The organism is Streptomyces sp. A5-4, from assembly GCF_051131715.1.
Taxonomy (GTDB): Bacteria; Actinomycetota; Actinomycetes; order Streptomycetales; family Streptomycetaceae; genus Streptomyces.
This window is the reverse complement of record NZ_CP178591.1, coordinates 8,923,361-8,939,614: the sequence shown is the minus strand read 5'-3', so window position 1 is coordinate 8,939,614 and position 16,254 is coordinate 8,923,361. Positions and strand designations below refer to the sequence as shown.

Below are 16,254 nucleotides of genomic sequence, written 5' to 3'. Positions count from 1 at the left end.
GGCTGGGGGCCGTAGGAAAAGGACCTGCTCAGCAGGCACCTCGCCGACGGCCCACCAGTACCCTGTGGCGCAACCTGTGCGACAAGACCCTGGCCACGGTCCGCTCCCACGCCCCGTGCTGGGCCACCATCAATCCGCCCCGCCCCGGCGGGGTGCGCGAGCAGACCACCCGCGAGCGCTGGCACAAAGTCCACGCCCTGCTCGATACGGGCGTCGGCCTGCTGGACTGCGCTCGCCGCCTGGACCTGGCCCCGAACACGGTCAAGCGCTACGCGCGCAACCCCGAGCCGCCCACCGAGCGGATCGCCCCGCGCTATCGGCCCACCCTGGTCGACCCCTACCGCGAGCACCTGCGCACGCGTCGCGCAGCCGAGCCTGGAGTGCCCGTCACGCACCTCCTGCATGAGATCAGGAAACTGGGCTACACCGGCAGCGCCAACCTGCTGGTCCGCTACCTCAACCAGGGCCGCGCCGAAGGCGACCGCCCCGTGACAACCCCCCGCCGCCTTACCCGACTCCTTCTCACCCACCCCGACCACTTGCGGACCAAGGACACCGATCTGCTCCGCCTCCTCACCGCGGCCTGCCCCGAGATGACCCAGCTCACCGCCCTCATCAGCGACTTCGCCACCCTGCTGACACCCGCCAGCGGCAACGACCCCAAACTCACCGAATGGATCGCCCAGGCCCGCTGCGCAGCCCTGCCCCACCTGCACAGCTTCTGCAACGGCCTGGAACTCGACCGTGCCGCCGTCAACGCCGGCCTGACCCTCCCCTGGAGCAACGGCCGCACCGAAGGCGTCAACACCCACACCAAGCGGATCATGCGGCAGATGCACGGCCGTGCCGGATTCGAGCTCCTCCGCCACCGCATCCTGCTGAGCACATAGGCACCCAACGTCACCACCGACTACGGAACAGAGGGGTCTATCAGGATTCAGGTGTGGTTCGTCTGTTTGGCCTACAGGTTTTTCGGTGGGCTGTTCGGTCTACACCCGTCCGGCGGTGAGGCGGCCGTCGAAGAGGACGTCGAACTCGTTCAACGCCGACTTCCAGCGGTTGTTCCAGCGCTGGCGGCCGCGGCCGGTGGGGTCCAGGGCGAGGGTGGCGAGGTAGAGGCGCTTGAGGGCGGCGGTCTCGTTGGGGAAGTGTCCGCAGGCCTGGGCCGCGCGCCGGTAGCGGGCGTTGAGGGACTCGATCGCGTTGGTGGTGTAGACGACCTGCCGGATGGCGTCGGGAAGGCCGAGGAAGGGCACGAACTCGCTCCAGGCCCGCTCCCAGGTCCCGGCGATCGAGGGGTAGCGCTTGCCCCACTTGTCGTCGAAGTCCGTCAGCCGTGTCCGGGCCTCGTCCTCGTTGACGGCGGTGTAGACGGGCTTGAGGTCGCGGGCGACTTCGGCCCAGTCGCGGCGCGAGGCATAACGCAGGCTGGCACGCAGGAGGTGCACCACGCAGGTCTGGACCACGGTCTGGGGCCAGACTGCGTTCACTGCGTCAGGCAGGGCGCTGAGCCCGTCGCAGACCAGCATCAGCACGTCACGGACGCCTCTGTTCTTGATCTCGGTCAGCACCGTCTGCCAGTATTTGGCGCCCTCGCCGCCGTCCCCGGCCCATAGCCCGAGGATCTCGGGCTAGCCGTCGGCGGTGACCGCGACGGCCACGTAGATGGGCCGGTTGGCGACAGAGCCGTCCCGGATCTTCACGTGCACGGCGTCGATGAAGATGACCGGGTAGACCGAGTCCAGCGGCCTCGTGCGCCACTCTGCCATCGATTCCAGGGCCTTGTCGGTGATCGTGGAGATGGTCTCCTTTGTCGTCGTCATCCCGTACGTCTGGGCGAGATGGGAGACGATTTCACCGGAGGTCAGTCCCTTCGCGGTCAGCGAGAGCACCAGGTCGTCCAACGCCCCGGTGCGGCGGGCGTACTTGGGCAGCATCCGGGGCTGGAAGGTACCCAGCCGGTCTCTGGGGACCTGCACCGTGACAGCACCGACCTCCGTCATCACCTTCTTGGCCCGGTACCCGTTACGGGGGTGTTGTCAACTTGGGCTGAGGGTGGTCTGACTGTCATGATCATCGGGTTGGTCGTGGCTGGTGAAGGGGCAGGTTGTGGAGTCGGTACAGGCAGCGTCGTACCGGGGTTTCCGCTACCCGCCGGAGATCATCGCGCACTGCGTATGGCTGTACTACCGCTTTCCCCTCAGCTTCCGTGAGGTGGAGGAGATGATGCTGGAGCGCGGCGTCGTCGTGTCGTACGAGACGATCCGTCAGTGGACCCGCAAGTTCGGCCCTGCCTACGCGGGCGCCCTGCGCCGACGCCAGCCGCGGCCGGGCGATAAATGGCATCTGGACGAGGTGTTCCTCAAGATCAATGGCGAGCTGAAGTACCTGTGGCGGGCCGTCGACGCCGACGGCAATGTCCTGGACATTCTGGTGACCAGTCGCCGTGACACGGTTGCGGCCAGGCGTTTCTTCAAGAAACTGCTGAAGGGGACCGGGTCGGTGCCGCGGGTGGTGGTCACCGACAAGCTCCGTAGTTACGGGGCCGCGCTCCGGGAGGTGCTGCCGTCGGTCGAGCACCGCGCGCACAAGGGATTGAACAACCGGGCGGAGAACTCCCATCAGCCGACCCGGCAACGCGAACGCGCGATGAAAGGCTTCCGCTCCGTCGGCTCAGCCCAACGGTTCCTGGGAGCCTTCAGCCGGATCTCCCCACACTTCCGACCCCGCCGACACCGCCTCACCGCACCCGGCCACCGCACCGAGATGACCGACCGTTTCACCACCTGGAGGCAGATCACCACCGGTGCCGGCCTGCCCGCTGCGGCCTGACCCAGGGACCCCACCGCGGCCAGACACATCCCGAACCCGATCACGCCACCGCAGGCTCCAACAAGTTGACAACGCCCGGTCGTCCTCACTCTCGCCTTGGACCTCTACACGCACTCGTGCTGCGCTTTCCGCCTGACGATGGTCTCGGACACCTCGGTGGACATCGCGATGCTGCTGCGGGACGTGATGATGCCGCTGCCGATGCGGGAGGGCTGGGGCGAGGAGATGCAGTGGCCCTACCCCGGGGTCCCGGCCGACATCATCGCCGACTTCGCCGGCCACAAGGTCGCGGGCCTGCCGTTCTTCGCCCCGGAGACAGTCACCACCGACCACGGCGCCCCCTACAAGAACCACCAGATCGTGCAGGCCCAGGACGAGATCGGCTGCAACATCCTTCCCGCCCGCACCTTGCGGCCGTCGGACAAACCTCGGGGTTCATACTGCGCCTCTTTCGGTTGATGCGGCGGGTGTTGGGTTGTCGACCAGTTCGTAGGCCGGTGGTCGGCCGGTGCGGGGGCGGGTGAAGTCGGGGTCGGGCAGGTGGTATAGGTACTCGCCCTTGTCGTTGGCCAGGCGGCCGCTCAGCAGTCCGTCGTCGCGCCACTTCTTGACGGTCTTGGGGTGTACTTCCAGGCGGCGGGAGATCTCGCGCAGGCTGACCATGCCCAGGTCGGCCAGTCGTTGGGGGTGGCTGAGGAGACGGTGGGCGGTGCGGATGTGCTGAATGATCCGGGCCTGGAGGGGGTGTCCGCTGCCGCTGAGGTGGCCGCGGTCGGTGAGGATCTTGGCGATCTGGCCGTCGGTGTGGTCGTCCAGGAGCTGATCGATGGCGGTGACGACTTCCGGTGGAGTCTGGCGGATCTGCCAGGACGCCAGCGGAACGGGCATCGTCAGGGTGTGTTCCTGGCCGCCACGGAGGCGGACGTGCGCGGTGATCTGCTCGGCGCGGGCCAGGGTGACGTCGGTGATCAGTAGCCTGACCAGGCGTTTGCGTTCCCGCACCGGGGTGGCCGGGTCGTTCCACAGTTTCGGGAAGTCGCTGGCCAGAGCGGTGATTCGGGCCCGCTGAGTGTCATCCAGGGCGCCGATGCCGGAGGCTTTCGTCTTCTCATAGGTGTCGGTGGCCTCGGCGAGTTCACGCAGACAGGCGTTCCAGTCGGCCTCCAGACTGGTGGCGACCAGGCGGTTGTCCGGGTCGACCGCGAGATAGCGGCGCCGGGCCAAGTCGGCTTGGTAGCGGGCACGTTCGACGGTGGCGGCCCGCAGCCGGTCGGCGTCGTCCGCGCGGGTGGCCAGTTCCTCGGCGACGGCCAGGGCGGCCTCCAGCGCGAGCGGGGTCAGTGCCTGTACCAGCAGATGTCCGACGGCGGCGTCGACGCCGGCGCCGTGAACGCGCTGGCAGACGGGGTTGCCGTGCTCGATGCCTCTGGCCTGGCAGACGTACTCGGGCTCGACACGGTCTTTGCGCTGGTGGTAGCGCACGGTCATGCGGCGTCCGCAGATCCCGCAGACCGTGATGCCCTGCAGCAGGGCGGGGCCCTCGCGCGGCGGGCCGTGCCGTCGGTCTTTCCCGTGAGCGGTGGCGTTGGCGACGAGTTTGGCCTCGTTGGCCTCGTACTTTTCGAAGGTGATGAAGCCGGGGTGGTGGCCTGGGAAGAGCGCGATCCACTCCTCGCGTGGTCGCAGCTGTGGCCCGCTCTTCCCGCTGCCGGGGCTGCGTTTGTGCTGGTAGCGGCCGTAGAAGAACGCTCCGGCATAGCGCGGGTTGTGCAGGATCTTCAGAATCCGTGAATGCGCGGCCGGCGCCCAGACGACCTTCCCTTTGTCCGGGCCGTGCTTCAGTCGCCGGGGCAGTCGCAGACCGTCGTGGTTGAACGCCTTCACCACAGCGGTGGCCGAGCCGGTGGCGTCGAAGTAGTCGAAGACCGCGCGGATCGCGGCGACGATCGCGGCATCGGGGTCGAGTACGACCTTGCCCGAAGGGTCGTAGACCAAGCCGATCGGAATAGGACTGATCAGGTCCCCGCGCCGGGCTTTGGACAGCTGTCCGCCCCGAAGACGTGCCTTGAGCAGGTGCAACTCCGCCTCTGACATTGATCCTTTGAGACCCAGCAGCAACCGGTCGTTGAAATCACAGGGGTCGTAGAGGCCGTCCTCGTCCAGGATCAGCGTCCCGGACATCGCGCAGATTTCCAGGAGCCTGTGCCAGTCGGTGTTGTTGCGCGCGAGGCGGGATACCTCCAGGCCGAGCACGATTCCGGCGTGGCCCATGCCGACCTCGGTGACCAGACGCTGGAAGCCCTCCCGGTCGGTGGCGGTGGCGCCGGACTGGCCCTGGTCGGTGTCGATGACGATGATCCGGTCGGCGGGCCAGCCCAGCGCGATGGCCCGGCTCTTGAGCCCGTACTGCCGCACCGTCGACTCGGTGTTGTGCAGGACCTGCTTGATCGAACTCTGGCGGACATAGAGATACGCGTCCCGGGTCAGATGATCAGCAGTCACCTTGAGCGCGGGCCCGAACAGTTGCTCATCCATCTCCCACTCCAGTACGTGAATCGCGCAGGTCAAGGGGCATGCGCCAGGACCATTCGGGACCAGACACGGATGATTTCCGGCTCCACCGGTCCCGGCAGGCTCGGTGGCGCCGCCGAGACCGGAAGCCGTCGCGGGACGGCGCTCACCAGGGCGGCGGTCACCCGCAGGAACGTGACCAGACCCTTGGCGGCCAGCACCGCGAGCCCGTGCCGCGGCCCAGCGGACGCCCCGCGCAGACGCTCGTAGTTCTCAACGCCCGCGGCAACGTCCGGTTCAGGACCGGACTATGGGCTCCTCCGGGTCGCTGGACTCCCGCCGACGAGCCAGTGCCCGTTCCACCGACCGCGGATGGACCGGAAAGCCGAAGACGGCCTCCACCCGCTCGGCCAGCTCCCGGGACTTCAGGGCCGGATCGGTCGCCAGCCAGCCCTCGACCTGCACCATCACCGCCTCGGTGAGCTTCAGCGGACCCTTAGGGCCCGGCTTCCCGGCGGCCAGGGCGCTCGGGCCGCCGGCGTCCAGGGCAGCGGCGACCTCATAGAACGCCTGACGGCAGTACCCGAAGGCACGGGCCGCCTGCGTGACGGGCACCTTGTCGATCCGCACCCGGCGCACCATCTCGTACTTGACCTGCACCACGTCCCTGGCGTCGCAGAACCGCGAGGCCAGAAACACCACGTCGGTCACCTTCTCCGGGCGCGGGTTCAGCGACCGGGTCGCCACCAGCGCCGCCACCTTCGGGTCCTCCACCATCGTCGTCATCAGTCGCCTCTCTGCCCAAATTCCTGTCATCAGGTTCGCGCCGACCCCGTCGGCGGCCAAGGCCGCCGACGGGGCGCACGGAGGCAAACCAGCAGGTGAAACGCGCTACCGCCGACGAGTTTCGCGCGCCCCGCCTTCCAGTGAAGCCCGGTGACGGCGTGGATCAGGCGACGCTCACGGCGCCGATCCGCCGACACCTCGAACCTTCAGGGCATCCAGGTGATCCGCGACGGCGAGCAGATCCGTGATGCGGAACGGGCAGCGTCCCGCGGCCAGCACCACGAACGGATCGACAGGGTCAATATCGGTCCACGCCGCAGGCAGCGAGGTCACCGCCCCGTCCTCACCGACCATCGAGACCCGGTCCTCGTCCCAGGTATGCCGACGATCCACGAACGCGAACTCCTTCCCGAACCACGGGTGGAACCGGTGCGTGACCCGCACAAATCCAGGCCGACTGTCCCGATCGGGTGCAGTCGACGACTCGCGATAAATTCGCGGTCGAGCGGGCTTTCAGCTCGCTGAAGACGATGCTTCTCGAGCACCTGCTGGGGTTCACGGGGACCGACGTCGCCGACCGCGGCGCGGATCCCGAGGCCGACGCGGTGCTGACGATCGGGCAGATGGAACACGTCATCGCGACCTGGATCGTGAAGATCTGGCAGAACCACGCCCTCGGTGAGTACGCCCCCAGCTGGGAGCCCGGCGGGCAGCACAGCCCGAACTCACTGTTCGCCGCAGCGATGCACCAGGGTGGCTGGGCCATGCAGATCCCGACCCCGGACCTCTACTACAAGCTGCTGCGCAAGCACGACGTGATGATCCATCCGCGTCGCGGGGTGAAGATCCTCGGGCTCTACTACTACGACCCGGTGCTGGACGAGCCCCGCTTCCAGGGCCCCTCGGCCCGCGGCGGCCGACACGGAGGGCGATGGGCCGTCCGGAGCGACCGGCGCGATCGCCGCAAGGTCTTCCTCCAGGACCCGGACGACCACGACACGTGGCACGACCTGCGCTGGACGGGACTCTCGTCACAGGGCGAGATTCCTGCCTTCTCGGACAAGACCGTGGAGGCCCTCATGGCCGACGTCCGCCAGCGCAAGCTCAAGCCCCTCGGCGACGCCGAGCTTCTGCCCCTGCTCCTGGAAATCCTCCGGACGGTGAACCCGGTCGATCAGTGGCCCAGCCAGATGACCCGCAAGGAGAAGGTCGCCCGGTCCCGCCTGACCGCCCAAGGCCGGGCAGCGGAATCCGACCGCCCCCCACCGAAGGAGACGGCGGCTGAGGAGGTAAGTCCGTACGTGGCCGCCGAGGAATTGGCCGAACCGTCGTGGTCGCGGGACGTGCGAACCGTCCAGGCCGCCGTCGACGCGGAACTACGCCGGCGCCGCGAAGACCTCGGCCGGCCACCGGCCGCTCCTCAACTGCTCGATGACGCCCTGCGGAAGCGGAGCCTGTTCCTGCTGCCCGATCTGGATGACGAACCGGGGGACGACGCATGACCAACAGGACGGTGGCACGCGATCTGCTGGCTGGTCTGCCCTCCCGGAGGAGGATCGCCGAGTTGATCCTGTCGGACACACCCAGCCGCGACACGTTCGCCGGCTGGCAGCACTTCCGGGCCACCCGCGGTCTGCTGGTGCCGGCCCAGCGGTTGTCCGCCTTGGACTGGGCGACGCTGCCGCTCAGGAGACGTGACGACTACGACACCTTCCGGCAGATGACCAACGTGAATCTGCCGCTGCAGGAGACGCCGATGGAGGCGAAGGTGTCCCGGCTGATCGACCGCCGGCTCACCGCCAACACCCGCAAGAAGGGAGACCCGACTCTGGCCGGGGCCATGGTCAGCGGCTGGGGCCAGCATGGGAAGACCGCCACCGTCTGCCGGGTCGTCGCCGCGTTCGAAGACCGGTGGCTGAAACTTCACAAGTCGGCCAACCCAGCGTCCGTGCCGGGCACGGTCGACCTGCACTCCCCAGTCGTCTACGTCCAGGCTCCGGTCACCGCGACACCCAAGAGCACCTGCGTCACCATCTTGAACTTCTTCAGGGCCCCGTCCCGGAGCCTGACCCTGCCGCAGCTCGTCCGCCAGGTCGCCGAGTCGCTCAGAGACCACGGGGTGAAGGTCTTGATCATCGACTTTACCGACCGCCCGTAGTCCTGCCAGTGATGTCCGTCTGGGACTGTGATCAGCACGTCCTGGGCTTGTTTACCGACCGTGTCCGGGACGTCAGTCATGTTCTGGAGTCGGTACGGAGGACAAGTGGTACGGCACGTCATGGTCGGGGACCTGAGGGTCCAGCGGATCGAGCGGAAGGACGGGCAGCGGTCGTGGACGATCGTCTGGCCCGAGGGAACACTGCACACGGAGGCGGACCGGTTCCTGCGTGAGCACGAGGGCTCGGGCACGCAGAAGACCTACGCGTACTACCTGGTGGACCACCTGCGGTGGCTGGAGCGTGAGTGCCTGACCTTCGGCACGGTCCAACTGCGGGATCTGGAACGGTACATGGGCATCGTCGGCGCCGAGGTTCGCATACCGCTCGGAGAACCGTGGCGGGTGGGCAAGCGCCCCTACGGCCGCTCGGCGCTGTCGACCGCGGCCGCCTGCCTGAAGGGCTTCTACCTGCTGCAGGCTTCTCGCGGCATCAACGGCGAGCTCGGCAAGAAGCTCGACAAGTCCCGCCTGCCGACGCGGGCGGACAGGCGCCGCTCGTTCCTCGGGCATGTGAAGAACACGCTGCCGACCAACCCCCTGGCGCCGAAGGGGCCGCACCGCCGGCACCCGAAGATGCTGCCGGAGGGGGCCAGGGAGAGGCTGCTGGGGACGGTGAACACCGCCCGTGACCGGCTGGTCGTCGACTGGCTCGCCGACGGCGGGCTTCGGATCGGCGAGCTCTGCGGGCTGCACCTCGTCGACCTGCACCTGCGGGAGAACGCGGCCTGCGGCGAGTGCCGCACCCCGCACCTGCACGTCTGCCACCGGCCCGGCAACCTGAACCGGGCCGAGGCCAAGACCAAGCACTCCTGGCGGGTCGAGCGCGGGACGGTGACCGGCGGGCTGATCAAGCGCGTCAGTCCCGCGATGGTGCACTCCTACTTCGAGTACATGACGACCGAGTACCCGCGCGGCGCCGGGCACGGCATGCTCTTGGTCCAGCTGCACGGCGCTGATACCGGCCAGCCGTGGGCGCCGGTCGGCGCCCGGCGGATGCTCGGCCGGGCCGGGAAACGCGCCGGGTTGGGGCTGGTGAAACCCCATGCCTTCCGGCACACGTTTACCTCGGCGGTTCTCGATGCCGCGGACGGCAACACCCTGATCGCCCGCGACGCAGGTGGCTGGGCGTCGGCCGCGATGGTCGATGAGGTCTATGGGCATGTCGATGTCCACGACCCGGTGTTCGATGCCGCACTGCGTTCGGTCTGGGGTGAGACGAAGTGACCGCGAACTCGCTGCTGCCGCTCTACACCGAACGTCCCGACCGCGAGGGCCGGGACCGGCTGGAGATCCTCACCGCGTTGATCGGTGCCCCGTTCTTCGATCCTATCTTCCGTGGAGTACTCGTACGGGTTCCCCAAGACCACCCCGTCTACCAGTGGGGATGCGTCGTCGGCGCCTGCGAACGCGTCCGGTCCGGAGGGACGGACCTGTGCTCCAACCACCTTCATCAGTGGGGAAAGGCGCGGGAGTCGGGCACGACGCGGGCGGAGTTCCTCACCGCGGCACAGCCGCTGTCCCGGGCCGAGTTCGAGCGCGAGGGCCCGTGCTTGATCTGCCCCGATCGGCCGGCGGAGCCGCGAACCGACCTGCGGTTGTGTCGCTACCACTACAGCTCTTGGAAGTACTACGTCGCCCCGCGCGATTCCGCGGCGGACTTCGAGCAGTGGGTTGCCGAGCAAGCGCCCCGCGAGGGTTACGGAAACTGCAAGGCCACGGTCTGCCCCGGGCAGGCAGAGTCGCCGCTGGGTTTGTGCAGCTGGCACTGGCACCGTTACAAGCGCGACCGCCGCCCCGGCGGGGCGGCTCTTCCGGCCAGCTGGTGGCAGCGCTATGAGAGCCAGGGACACTCCGTCCCGGTCTCCTGCACGGACGAGGATGCCTTCCGCGGATGGTGCGCGACGGTCGATCCGGCCCCGCGGCCGGGACTGGTCAACCTGCGCGGTCTGCGGCCGCTGCTGCGAGCCGAGATCCAGTACGCCCTGTTTGCCCATACCCAGCAGGATCGGCACAGCATCTGGCGCCTGGACTGGATCCAGAAGCTCGTCAACCTCGCGCGTGAACGCGACGCCGGCTCGCTGACCGACCTGGACCTGGACGACTTCCCGCGCTTCCACACCTCGATCGTGAAGAAGATGCTCCACTACCTGCGGCTGGTCTATTTCACGCCCGAACAGACGCGGGATGCCGGGTTCCTTGAGACCGACCACTTCGGCATCCGCTTCCCTCACCGGGCCAGCCACATCGACCTGACTCGCATCACTCAGCGCTGGCTGCGTGACCTGCTCTGGGACTACACCGCGGAGCTCATCCGTTCGCCCCACCGCCCGCGCACCGCGGTGCCCATCGACGGCATTCGCCGGGCCTGCACCGAGCTGAGCGCGTTCATGGAGGTCGATGCCCCGGGCGGAGGCCATGACCCGAGCTCTTTGCGGGTGGAGATCATGCACCGCTTCATCGCCGATCAGCAGCACCGTGAACGCCATGGGCTGCCCTCGCTGGTGATGAAGGGGCTCTACGGCAAGCTGTCGACGGTCACCTCCGTCACCCGCACCGACGTGTTCAACGGAGTCCGCAAGCTGCTGCGGCACGCGCTGGAGAACGGCGCGGCCGAACAGCTCGGCCTGGATCGCGAGTTCATCATCGCCATGCCCTTCGCCGGGGGCGAGCCGCTTCGGGCCCGGCGGCCCTTTCCCGACGAGGTCGCCCGGGCCCTGGCCGACGAGGCGAACCTCGCCCACCTCGCACAGACCCACGATCCCGATGACCAGGGGATGCGGGACGTCTGGGAGACCATCGTCGTGACCGGCCGCCGCGTGAACGAGGTCCTCAAAGTGCGCTGGAACTGCATCGGCCGCTACGGCGGTCTGGCGATGTTCTGGCACGACCAGACCAAGGTCGGCAACTACGACACGGCGATACGTATCCCCGACAGCCTCTACGACACTCTCGCCGAGCGGCAGCGCAAGACGCTGGACCGCTTCGTCGCCCGGCACGGACGTCGCCCAACCAGTGCCGAACGCGCCCAACTCGCCCTGTTCACCAGCAAGGTCCGCAACCCCGACGGGTCCACCGCCCTGTCCTACCAGTGGTTCCACCGACGATTCCGGCAATGGATCACCGAGCTCGACCTCGGCCAGCTCGTTCCCCACCAGGCCCGCCACACGCTGGCCACCAGCCTGCTTCGGGCGGGAGCCACCCTGACCCACATCCGCCGCTATCTCGGCCAGGTCTCGGACCGGATGGCAGAGCACTACGTACATCTGACCAGCGAAGACCTGGAAAACGTCCTCCAGCACGTCTGGGTCGCCGGCCCCGGCACCGCCCAACCCGGCGAACTCCTTGCTGGTGACACCACCCCGCTCACCCGCGAGCGGGCCCAGGCCCTCGCCATCGACCTCGCCCGCCGCAGCACCCCCGCCGAGGGCGGGTTCTGCACCTTCCAGCCCGTCGTCGACGGCGGCGCCTGCCCCTGGAACCTCGACTGTCACAACTGCGACAAGTTCGTCCTCTCCGGCGCCGACCTCCTCTACTGGCAGCGCAAGCGCGAACAATGGCGGCTGCTGGCCGAGGGCGCCCCAGACGACGCCACGGCCGACTACCTGCACCGCTACTTCGAGCCCACCGCCCGCGCCATCGACGGCCTGGAGAAGGCCCTGGCCGGCCTCGGCCTACTCGACGACGCTCTCGCCCTGGACCTGCGCAAACCCCAGGACTACTTCCACCGCGTCTGGTCCACCGCCTTCCGCGCCGCCGACCTCGCCGACGCGGGCGACGAAGAGCAGAACGAGTACAGCGATACGTACATAACCGACGACAACGACCCCGAGCAGGACATCGCATGAAGACCGCTGCCGTTCCCGAACCCCGCACCGCCGCCGCCCTGGCCGCCCGCCGCCACAAGACCGAGACCGCCCTGAAGCGGGTCAGCGAGGCCATCACCCGACTCCGGCGCGAGAAGGCCCAGGTCAGCGTTGCCGCCGTCGCCCGTCGCGCGGACGTCTCCCGCACCTTCCTCTACGACAATCCCGAGGCCAGAGCCGTCATCGCCTCCGCGATGGCCGAGGCCGGAGACCGCCGGACCCAGTTGCTCGCCGACCAGGACGAGGAACGTGAGACGACCTGGCGCGAACGCGCTCTGAATGCCGAAGACGCCCTCAAGGCCACCCACGGCGAGATCCTCACCCAGCGGACCCGAATCGGTGAACTCCTTGGCCAGATAAGGGACTTGGAAGCCGAATGGACCGAGGAAGCCATTCAACGGATCACCACCGAGAACACCACCCTCAAACAACGAGTCCGTCAGCTCACGGCCGACAACCGCACCCTCGACGAGCGCCTCAAGGCCGCCCGTTCCAACCTCCGCTTCCAGGACCGCCGCGTCGCCGACCTCGAAGCCCGCATCACCGACCCGGGATCGGCGACCTGATCCTGTTCCTCTGACCAGATCGCGGCCCGTCCACCATCCCGGTGGATGGGCCGCCCCATGAGACCACCCGGACAAACTTCGGCAACGGCCCCAACTCCCCGTCGCGGACATGTAGTCTATGAAACATCGCAGTTCAGAGCCGGTATCCGAGCTCCTGCGGTCGGTAATATCGACGACATCAACCGCCTGCGAATGCATCGCGCCGACGACCAGGACGTCCTGGACCTCATCCGGGCCTTCATGGGACTGGACGTCACCCTGATCCTCACCGGAGTGAACATCCCCGGCACCGGCCTGCTCCGCGAGGCCCGCTGGCACCCCAAGCAACGCTCCTGGGTAATGCCGCCGCTGGAGTCCACCCGGGTCCACGGCCTCGAGGTCACCCAGACTGAGCGCCGCTTCGAACTCGTTGACCTCGACCGGTTCCGCACCACCACAACCGCCGGAAGCGACGCGTTCCTGGACCACCTTCAGGGCATCGAAGAACACCTGCGGCTGCTAAACGCACGTGACGGGATGCTCACCCAAGGGACCATGCCCGAGTACCTGCTCCGCCGGACCGGCGGAGTTGTCGGGCTACTCGGCCGTCTGATCGAGGACGGCTGCCTGGAAGCCATGGCCTCAGGCAGGGAGCTCCTGGACGAAGACCTCCTCGACGAGATCGTCATCGGCCGCGAGGACCTCACCCATCCCCCGGACAGCGAGATCACGGCCCCGCAGCCAAGGCCCAAAAGCCGTTCGCGAGGCCGCAATACTGTCTTCGACGACCACGGACCCCGCAGCGACCGGGCCGCAGGCTGATCCATGGGCCGCCCCCTCGAACAACTGCCCCGGAGCCTGGCACCGCTGCCCGGCGAGGACCTTCACGGCTTTATCCTGCGGCTTGCCCATCGTCTGGATATGAAGCCCACCGCCCTTATGCAGCACACCGGCCTGATCGGACCGCGCAGCCACTCGGCGCCCGCGCGCCATATGTTCATGCTCGAGAGAGACGTCCTCGCCGCGTTCTGCGCCACCACCGGCATGCCGACGCAGGATGCGGATGCACTCACTTTCAAGCCCTACGTCAACAACTACCCGCCCGTGGCCGAAGCCCTCCTGGGCATGCGCGGCCTGGCGCCCGCTCCCCGCGGCGTCTTCCCCGTCTGGCTGTTGACGACATCGACGCGCTACTGCCCCGCCTGCCTCGCCGGCAATGGCTCGGCCATCCAGCAACGCCACGGCGGGCCCTGGAAGCTGGCATGGCGGATGGCGGCCAACTTCGCCTGCCTGGAACACCGCTGCTTCCTTCGCACCACCTGTCCCGCCTGCGGGCTGCCAGCGCAGATGATCCGTGGCAACTCACGCGGCCTGATGACCTCACCGCGCCTTGATCCACTCCATCCAGCCCAGTGCCGCAACGTCGTCGAGCCCGGACGAGGGCCCTGCGGCGCCCGGCTGGACACCGCTCATCTCACCGACAGCGACATCCCATCGGACGACCTACTCGACCTGCAACAACGCCTTCTGCATGCCCGCCCCTACGGCGCCCACAGCCCGTTGGATCCCCTGGCCGGCCACAACCGCATGACGGACCTCCTCGTTCTGGCCGCGCTCATCCGGGCCACCTGGCCGCTAGCAGCCGACCTGGCACCCAGCGGGTCGCTCGCGCAGGCGCTCGATCAGGACCTCAGCCGGCCAGGTCCGGCTCCGTCGCTGAGAAGTTCCACCGCCGTCCATACGCGATGGGACAGCGATGTGTTCTCGGCCCGCGGCACAGCCGCGCACCTGGCGATCTCGGCGCGGATCCTGAACCTGCCCTTGCCGGAGCTCCGCCAGGAACTCGGCCGACTCGTTGCCCACCTGCCTCCTCGCGACGACAGCGCTTGGGGCCACACATGGCTGACCCTTCGGCGGGACAGCTCACCGCTCTTCCGGCACGAGGTTCTACAGCTGCTCGACCAGCGGTTCCCCCAGCCGCTGCCCACTCAGGTTGCCTTGCCAGGGTTCCTGCGGGTCCGCCGGCGCAACTACTCACCGCAGGCGATCCCCCAACAGCTTCCTGCTGAATGGTCGGAAATGATCACGACGCCGCTCGGTCACGCGAGCGGCTCGCCTACGAGCATGGCGATCAGCAGGGGCCTCGCTGCGCATCTCGTCCAGGCCGCGACAGGCATGTCGCTGAAAGAAGCAGGGGCCTACCTCAGGATCGCTCCGGAGTGGATGGACAACTGGGCGAAATTTCGTCCCTTGGAGGAACGCCTACACGGACGCCGAGCAGACCTGTCCCCCCTGTTCCGACGCTTCACCGCCCACGTCGTCCGGCAGCCACCCACCGACTACTTCGCCCGGCGCCAACACTTCTCGGACTGGACCCTTCCCGAATCGGACATGCAGGAGATCATCGAGAACTATCCCGCTCGGCGACGCATCATCTACGCGGGCTCACGGAGTAGCGAACGCTTCCACATCTGCTTCTCCGCCCTGGTCTGGTCCCGAATCACAGGCAGCGAGTGGAGACTGGCCCCCGGCATCGAGTCAACCGCAGCGCCGTACGCAGGGACCTTCGCAATCGACGCCACACTGATCTCGTTCATGAGATGCCCGCGACCGAGTGCCCCCTTTTACACGCACCTCCACAACCTCCTGCCGGTCTACGCCAGCAAGGTCCTCACGCAATCAGGTCACATAACGTCACGGCAGCTTGCCAACTAGGCTGCGTCGTCCTTGCCGACTACGAAGCGTCACAGCACTGGGACCAGCGACCACCTGCGCCGCTCTTTGCCAACAATGCTGCGTCGTCACACTCCACCTGTGACTGAGCGCCGTACTTGGCCGCTCGGGCCAAGTACGGGCTTAGGACGGCTTAGGACATCGGTACAGCGGTTGGCGCTGAGTGATGTCGATCTCTTCTCGCATCGGCACTCCGCCGCTTCGCCACCTGCCACCGCTGCGGGTTGAGTAGGTGGCAGGCACGGTGATGCGCCTACAGAAAGTCTGGCACTGGCGGGCCGAGCATCAGGTCATCTACGCGGCCTCCGCCGATCTCCTCCGTGAGCTGCACCAGGTAGTAAGAGATCACGCGATGTATCGCCTCCCCTTCTCTTCGCAGTTCCTCCAGCTCACCAGCCTGCAAGGCGCTCCTTGCCTGCCGGTGAATGGATCCGATGAGGTGGAGGGAAGTACGCGTCATGAGGTCCGCCCACGGGCGAACGACCGATGTAGAAGCATCGCCTGCGGGAGCCTTACGCCCAGGGATTTGGTACAGCGCGTTCGTGAACTCTCTTATCTCAGCCAGCACTTGCTCCTCGTACTGCTCAGCATCCACGGCGCGGTCAGCTTCAAGGGTGGCGAGAATCCGCTGGACATTGGTCCACCAGGCTCGGGCTGCAGAGCGGGCCGTCGCGACGACCACAAAAGCCATGGCGGTCTCGGTTTCACGCCTCTTCGCCCGCTGAGCCCATAAGGCGCCTGCGGCTCCGATTCCAGCGCCGCCCAG

The 16,254-nt window shown here is 67.7% G+C and carries 12 protein-coding genes and 3 pseudogenes; 10 read left to right on the top strand and 5 right to left on the bottom strand.

The window, feature by feature from the left end:
• Positions 1 to 62 precede the first annotated feature (62 nt).
• Positions 63 to 890, top strand: a pseudogene (locus tag ACLLJJ_RS41865) (transposase); the annotation flags it as partial.
• A gap of 99 nt (positions 891 to 989) precedes the next feature.
• Here ACLLJJ_RS41865 and ACLLJJ_RS41860 read toward each other — a convergent pair.
• Positions 990 to 2,030, bottom strand: a pseudogene (locus ACLLJJ_RS41860) (IS256 family transposase); the annotation flags it as partial.
• Between the two features lie 79 nt (positions 2,031 to 2,109).
• Here ACLLJJ_RS41860 and ACLLJJ_RS41855 point away from each other — a divergent pair.
• Positions 2,110 to 2,832 (top strand): IS6 family transposase, encoded by a 723-nt coding sequence (locus ACLLJJ_RS41855; RefSeq protein WP_434600067.1) that lies wholly within the window; start codon positions 2,110 to 2,112, stop codon positions 2,830 to 2,832.
• 84 nt (positions 2,833 to 2,916) lie between these two features.
• A pseudogene (locus tag ACLLJJ_RS41850) lies at positions 2,917 to 3,258 on the top strand (transposase); the annotation flags it as partial.
• 9 nt (positions 3,259 to 3,267) lie between these two features.
• On the opposite strand, the gene ACLLJJ_RS41845 reads toward ACLLJJ_RS41850, so the two are convergent.
• The 3 genes from ACLLJJ_RS41845 to ACLLJJ_RS41835 form a co-directional block, all read right to left on the bottom strand.
• Positions 3,268 to 5,367: a recombinase family protein gene (locus ACLLJJ_RS41845; RefSeq protein ID WP_434592529.1), complete on the bottom strand. Its 2,100-nt coding sequence runs from the start codon at positions 5,365 to 5,367 to the stop codon at positions 3,268 to 3,270.
• A gap of 273 nt (positions 5,368 to 5,640) precedes the next feature.
• Positions 5,641 to 6,129, bottom strand: coding sequence for a helix-turn-helix domain-containing protein (locus tag ACLLJJ_RS41840; RefSeq protein ID WP_434592526.1), 489 nt, complete (start codon positions 6,127 to 6,129; stop codon positions 5,641 to 5,643).
• A 174-nt stretch (positions 6,130 to 6,303) separates the two neighbouring features.
• A complete protein-coding gene (locus ACLLJJ_RS41835) occupies positions 6,304 to 6,573 on the bottom strand; it encodes a DUF5372 family protein (RefSeq protein WP_434592523.1) in 270 nt (89 codons plus the stop codon).
• Positions 6,574 to 6,659: 86 nt separating this feature from the next.
• On the opposite strand from ACLLJJ_RS41835, the gene ACLLJJ_RS41830 reads away from it, so the two are divergent.
• The 7 genes from ACLLJJ_RS41830 to ACLLJJ_RS41800 all read left to right on the top strand — a co-directional run bounded on the left by ACLLJJ_RS41830 (position 6,660) and on the right by ACLLJJ_RS41800 (position 15,470).
• Positions 6,660 to 7,631, top strand: a complete 972-nt coding sequence (locus tag ACLLJJ_RS41830; protein ID WP_434600066.1) for a hypothetical protein — start codon at positions 6,660 to 6,662, stop codon at positions 7,629 to 7,631.
• Positions 7,628 to 8,287 (top strand): AAA family ATPase, encoded by a 660-nt coding sequence (locus tag ACLLJJ_RS41825; RefSeq protein ID WP_434600065.1) that lies wholly within the window; start codon positions 7,628 to 7,630, stop codon positions 8,285 to 8,287. The genes ACLLJJ_RS41830 and ACLLJJ_RS41825 overlap by 4 nt, the downstream gene beginning before the upstream one ends.
• A gap of 105 nt (positions 8,288 to 8,392) precedes the next feature.
• Complete coding sequence (locus tag ACLLJJ_RS41820; protein WP_434600064.1) at positions 8,393 to 9,571, top strand: tyrosine-type recombinase/integrase; 1,179 nt, start codon at positions 8,393 to 8,395, stop codon at positions 9,569 to 9,571.
• Positions 9,568 to 12,192 carry a tyrosine-type recombinase/integrase gene (locus tag ACLLJJ_RS41815; protein ID WP_434600063.1) on the top strand — a complete coding sequence of 875 codons (2,625 nt, stop codon included), beginning with the start codon at positions 9,568 to 9,570 and terminating at the stop codon, positions 12,190 to 12,192. The genes ACLLJJ_RS41820 and ACLLJJ_RS41815 overlap by 4 nt, the downstream gene beginning before the upstream one ends.
• Entirely contained in the window at positions 12,189 to 12,776 is a 588-nt protein-coding gene (locus ACLLJJ_RS41810; RefSeq protein WP_434600062.1) for a DUF6262 family protein, read from the top strand. Before ACLLJJ_RS41815 ends, ACLLJJ_RS41810 begins: the two co-directional genes overlap by 4 nt.
• A gap of 192 nt (positions 12,777 to 12,968) precedes the next feature.
• A complete protein-coding gene (locus ACLLJJ_RS41805; RefSeq protein ID WP_434600061.1) occupies positions 12,969 to 13,577 on the top strand; it encodes a hypothetical protein in 609 nt (202 codons plus the stop codon).
• 3 nt (positions 13,578 to 13,580) lie between these two features.
• Positions 13,581 to 15,470, top strand: coding sequence for a TniQ family protein (locus ACLLJJ_RS41800; protein WP_434600060.1), 1,890 nt, complete (start codon positions 13,581 to 13,583; stop codon positions 15,468 to 15,470).
• 271 nt (positions 15,471 to 15,741) lie between these two features.
• Here the strand turns inward: ACLLJJ_RS41800 and ACLLJJ_RS41795 are convergent, their stop codons facing one another.
• Positions 15,742 to 16,179 (bottom strand): hypothetical protein, encoded by a 438-nt coding sequence (locus ACLLJJ_RS41795; RefSeq protein WP_434600059.1) that lies wholly within the window; start codon positions 16,177 to 16,179, stop codon positions 15,742 to 15,744.
• Between the last annotated feature and the right edge of the window lie 75 nt (positions 16,180 to 16,254).

Coding starts and splice junctions, on each gene's coding strand:
- ACLLJJ_RS41825 (WP_434600065.1), top strand. CDS start 7,628: ATGACCAACAGGACGGTGGCACGCGATCTGCTGGCTGGTCTGCCCTCC.
- ACLLJJ_RS41810 (WP_434600062.1), top strand. CDS start 12,189: ATGAAGACCGCTGCCGTTCCCGAACCCCGCACCGCCGCCGCCCTGGCC.
- ACLLJJ_RS41800 (WP_434600060.1), top strand. CDS start 13,581: ATGGGCCGCCCCCTCGAACAACTGCCCCGGAGCCTGGCACCGCTGCCC.
- ACLLJJ_RS41840 (WP_434592526.1), bottom strand. CDS start 6,129: ATGACGACGATGGTGGAGGACCCGAAGGTGGCGGCGCTGGTGGCGACC.
- ACLLJJ_RS41805 (WP_434600061.1), top strand. CDS start 12,969: ATGCATCGCGCCGACGACCAGGACGTCCTGGACCTCATCCGGGCCTTC.
- ACLLJJ_RS41830 (WP_434600066.1), top strand. CDS start 6,660: ATGCTTCTCGAGCACCTGCTGGGGTTCACGGGGACCGACGTCGCCGAC.
- ACLLJJ_RS41845 (WP_434592529.1), bottom strand. CDS start 5,367: ATGGATGAGCAACTGTTCGGGCCCGCGCTCAAGGTGACTGCTGATCAT.
- ACLLJJ_RS41795 (WP_434600059.1), bottom strand. CDS start 16,179: ATGGCTTTTGTGGTCGTCGCGACGGCCCGCTCTGCAGCCCGAGCCTGG.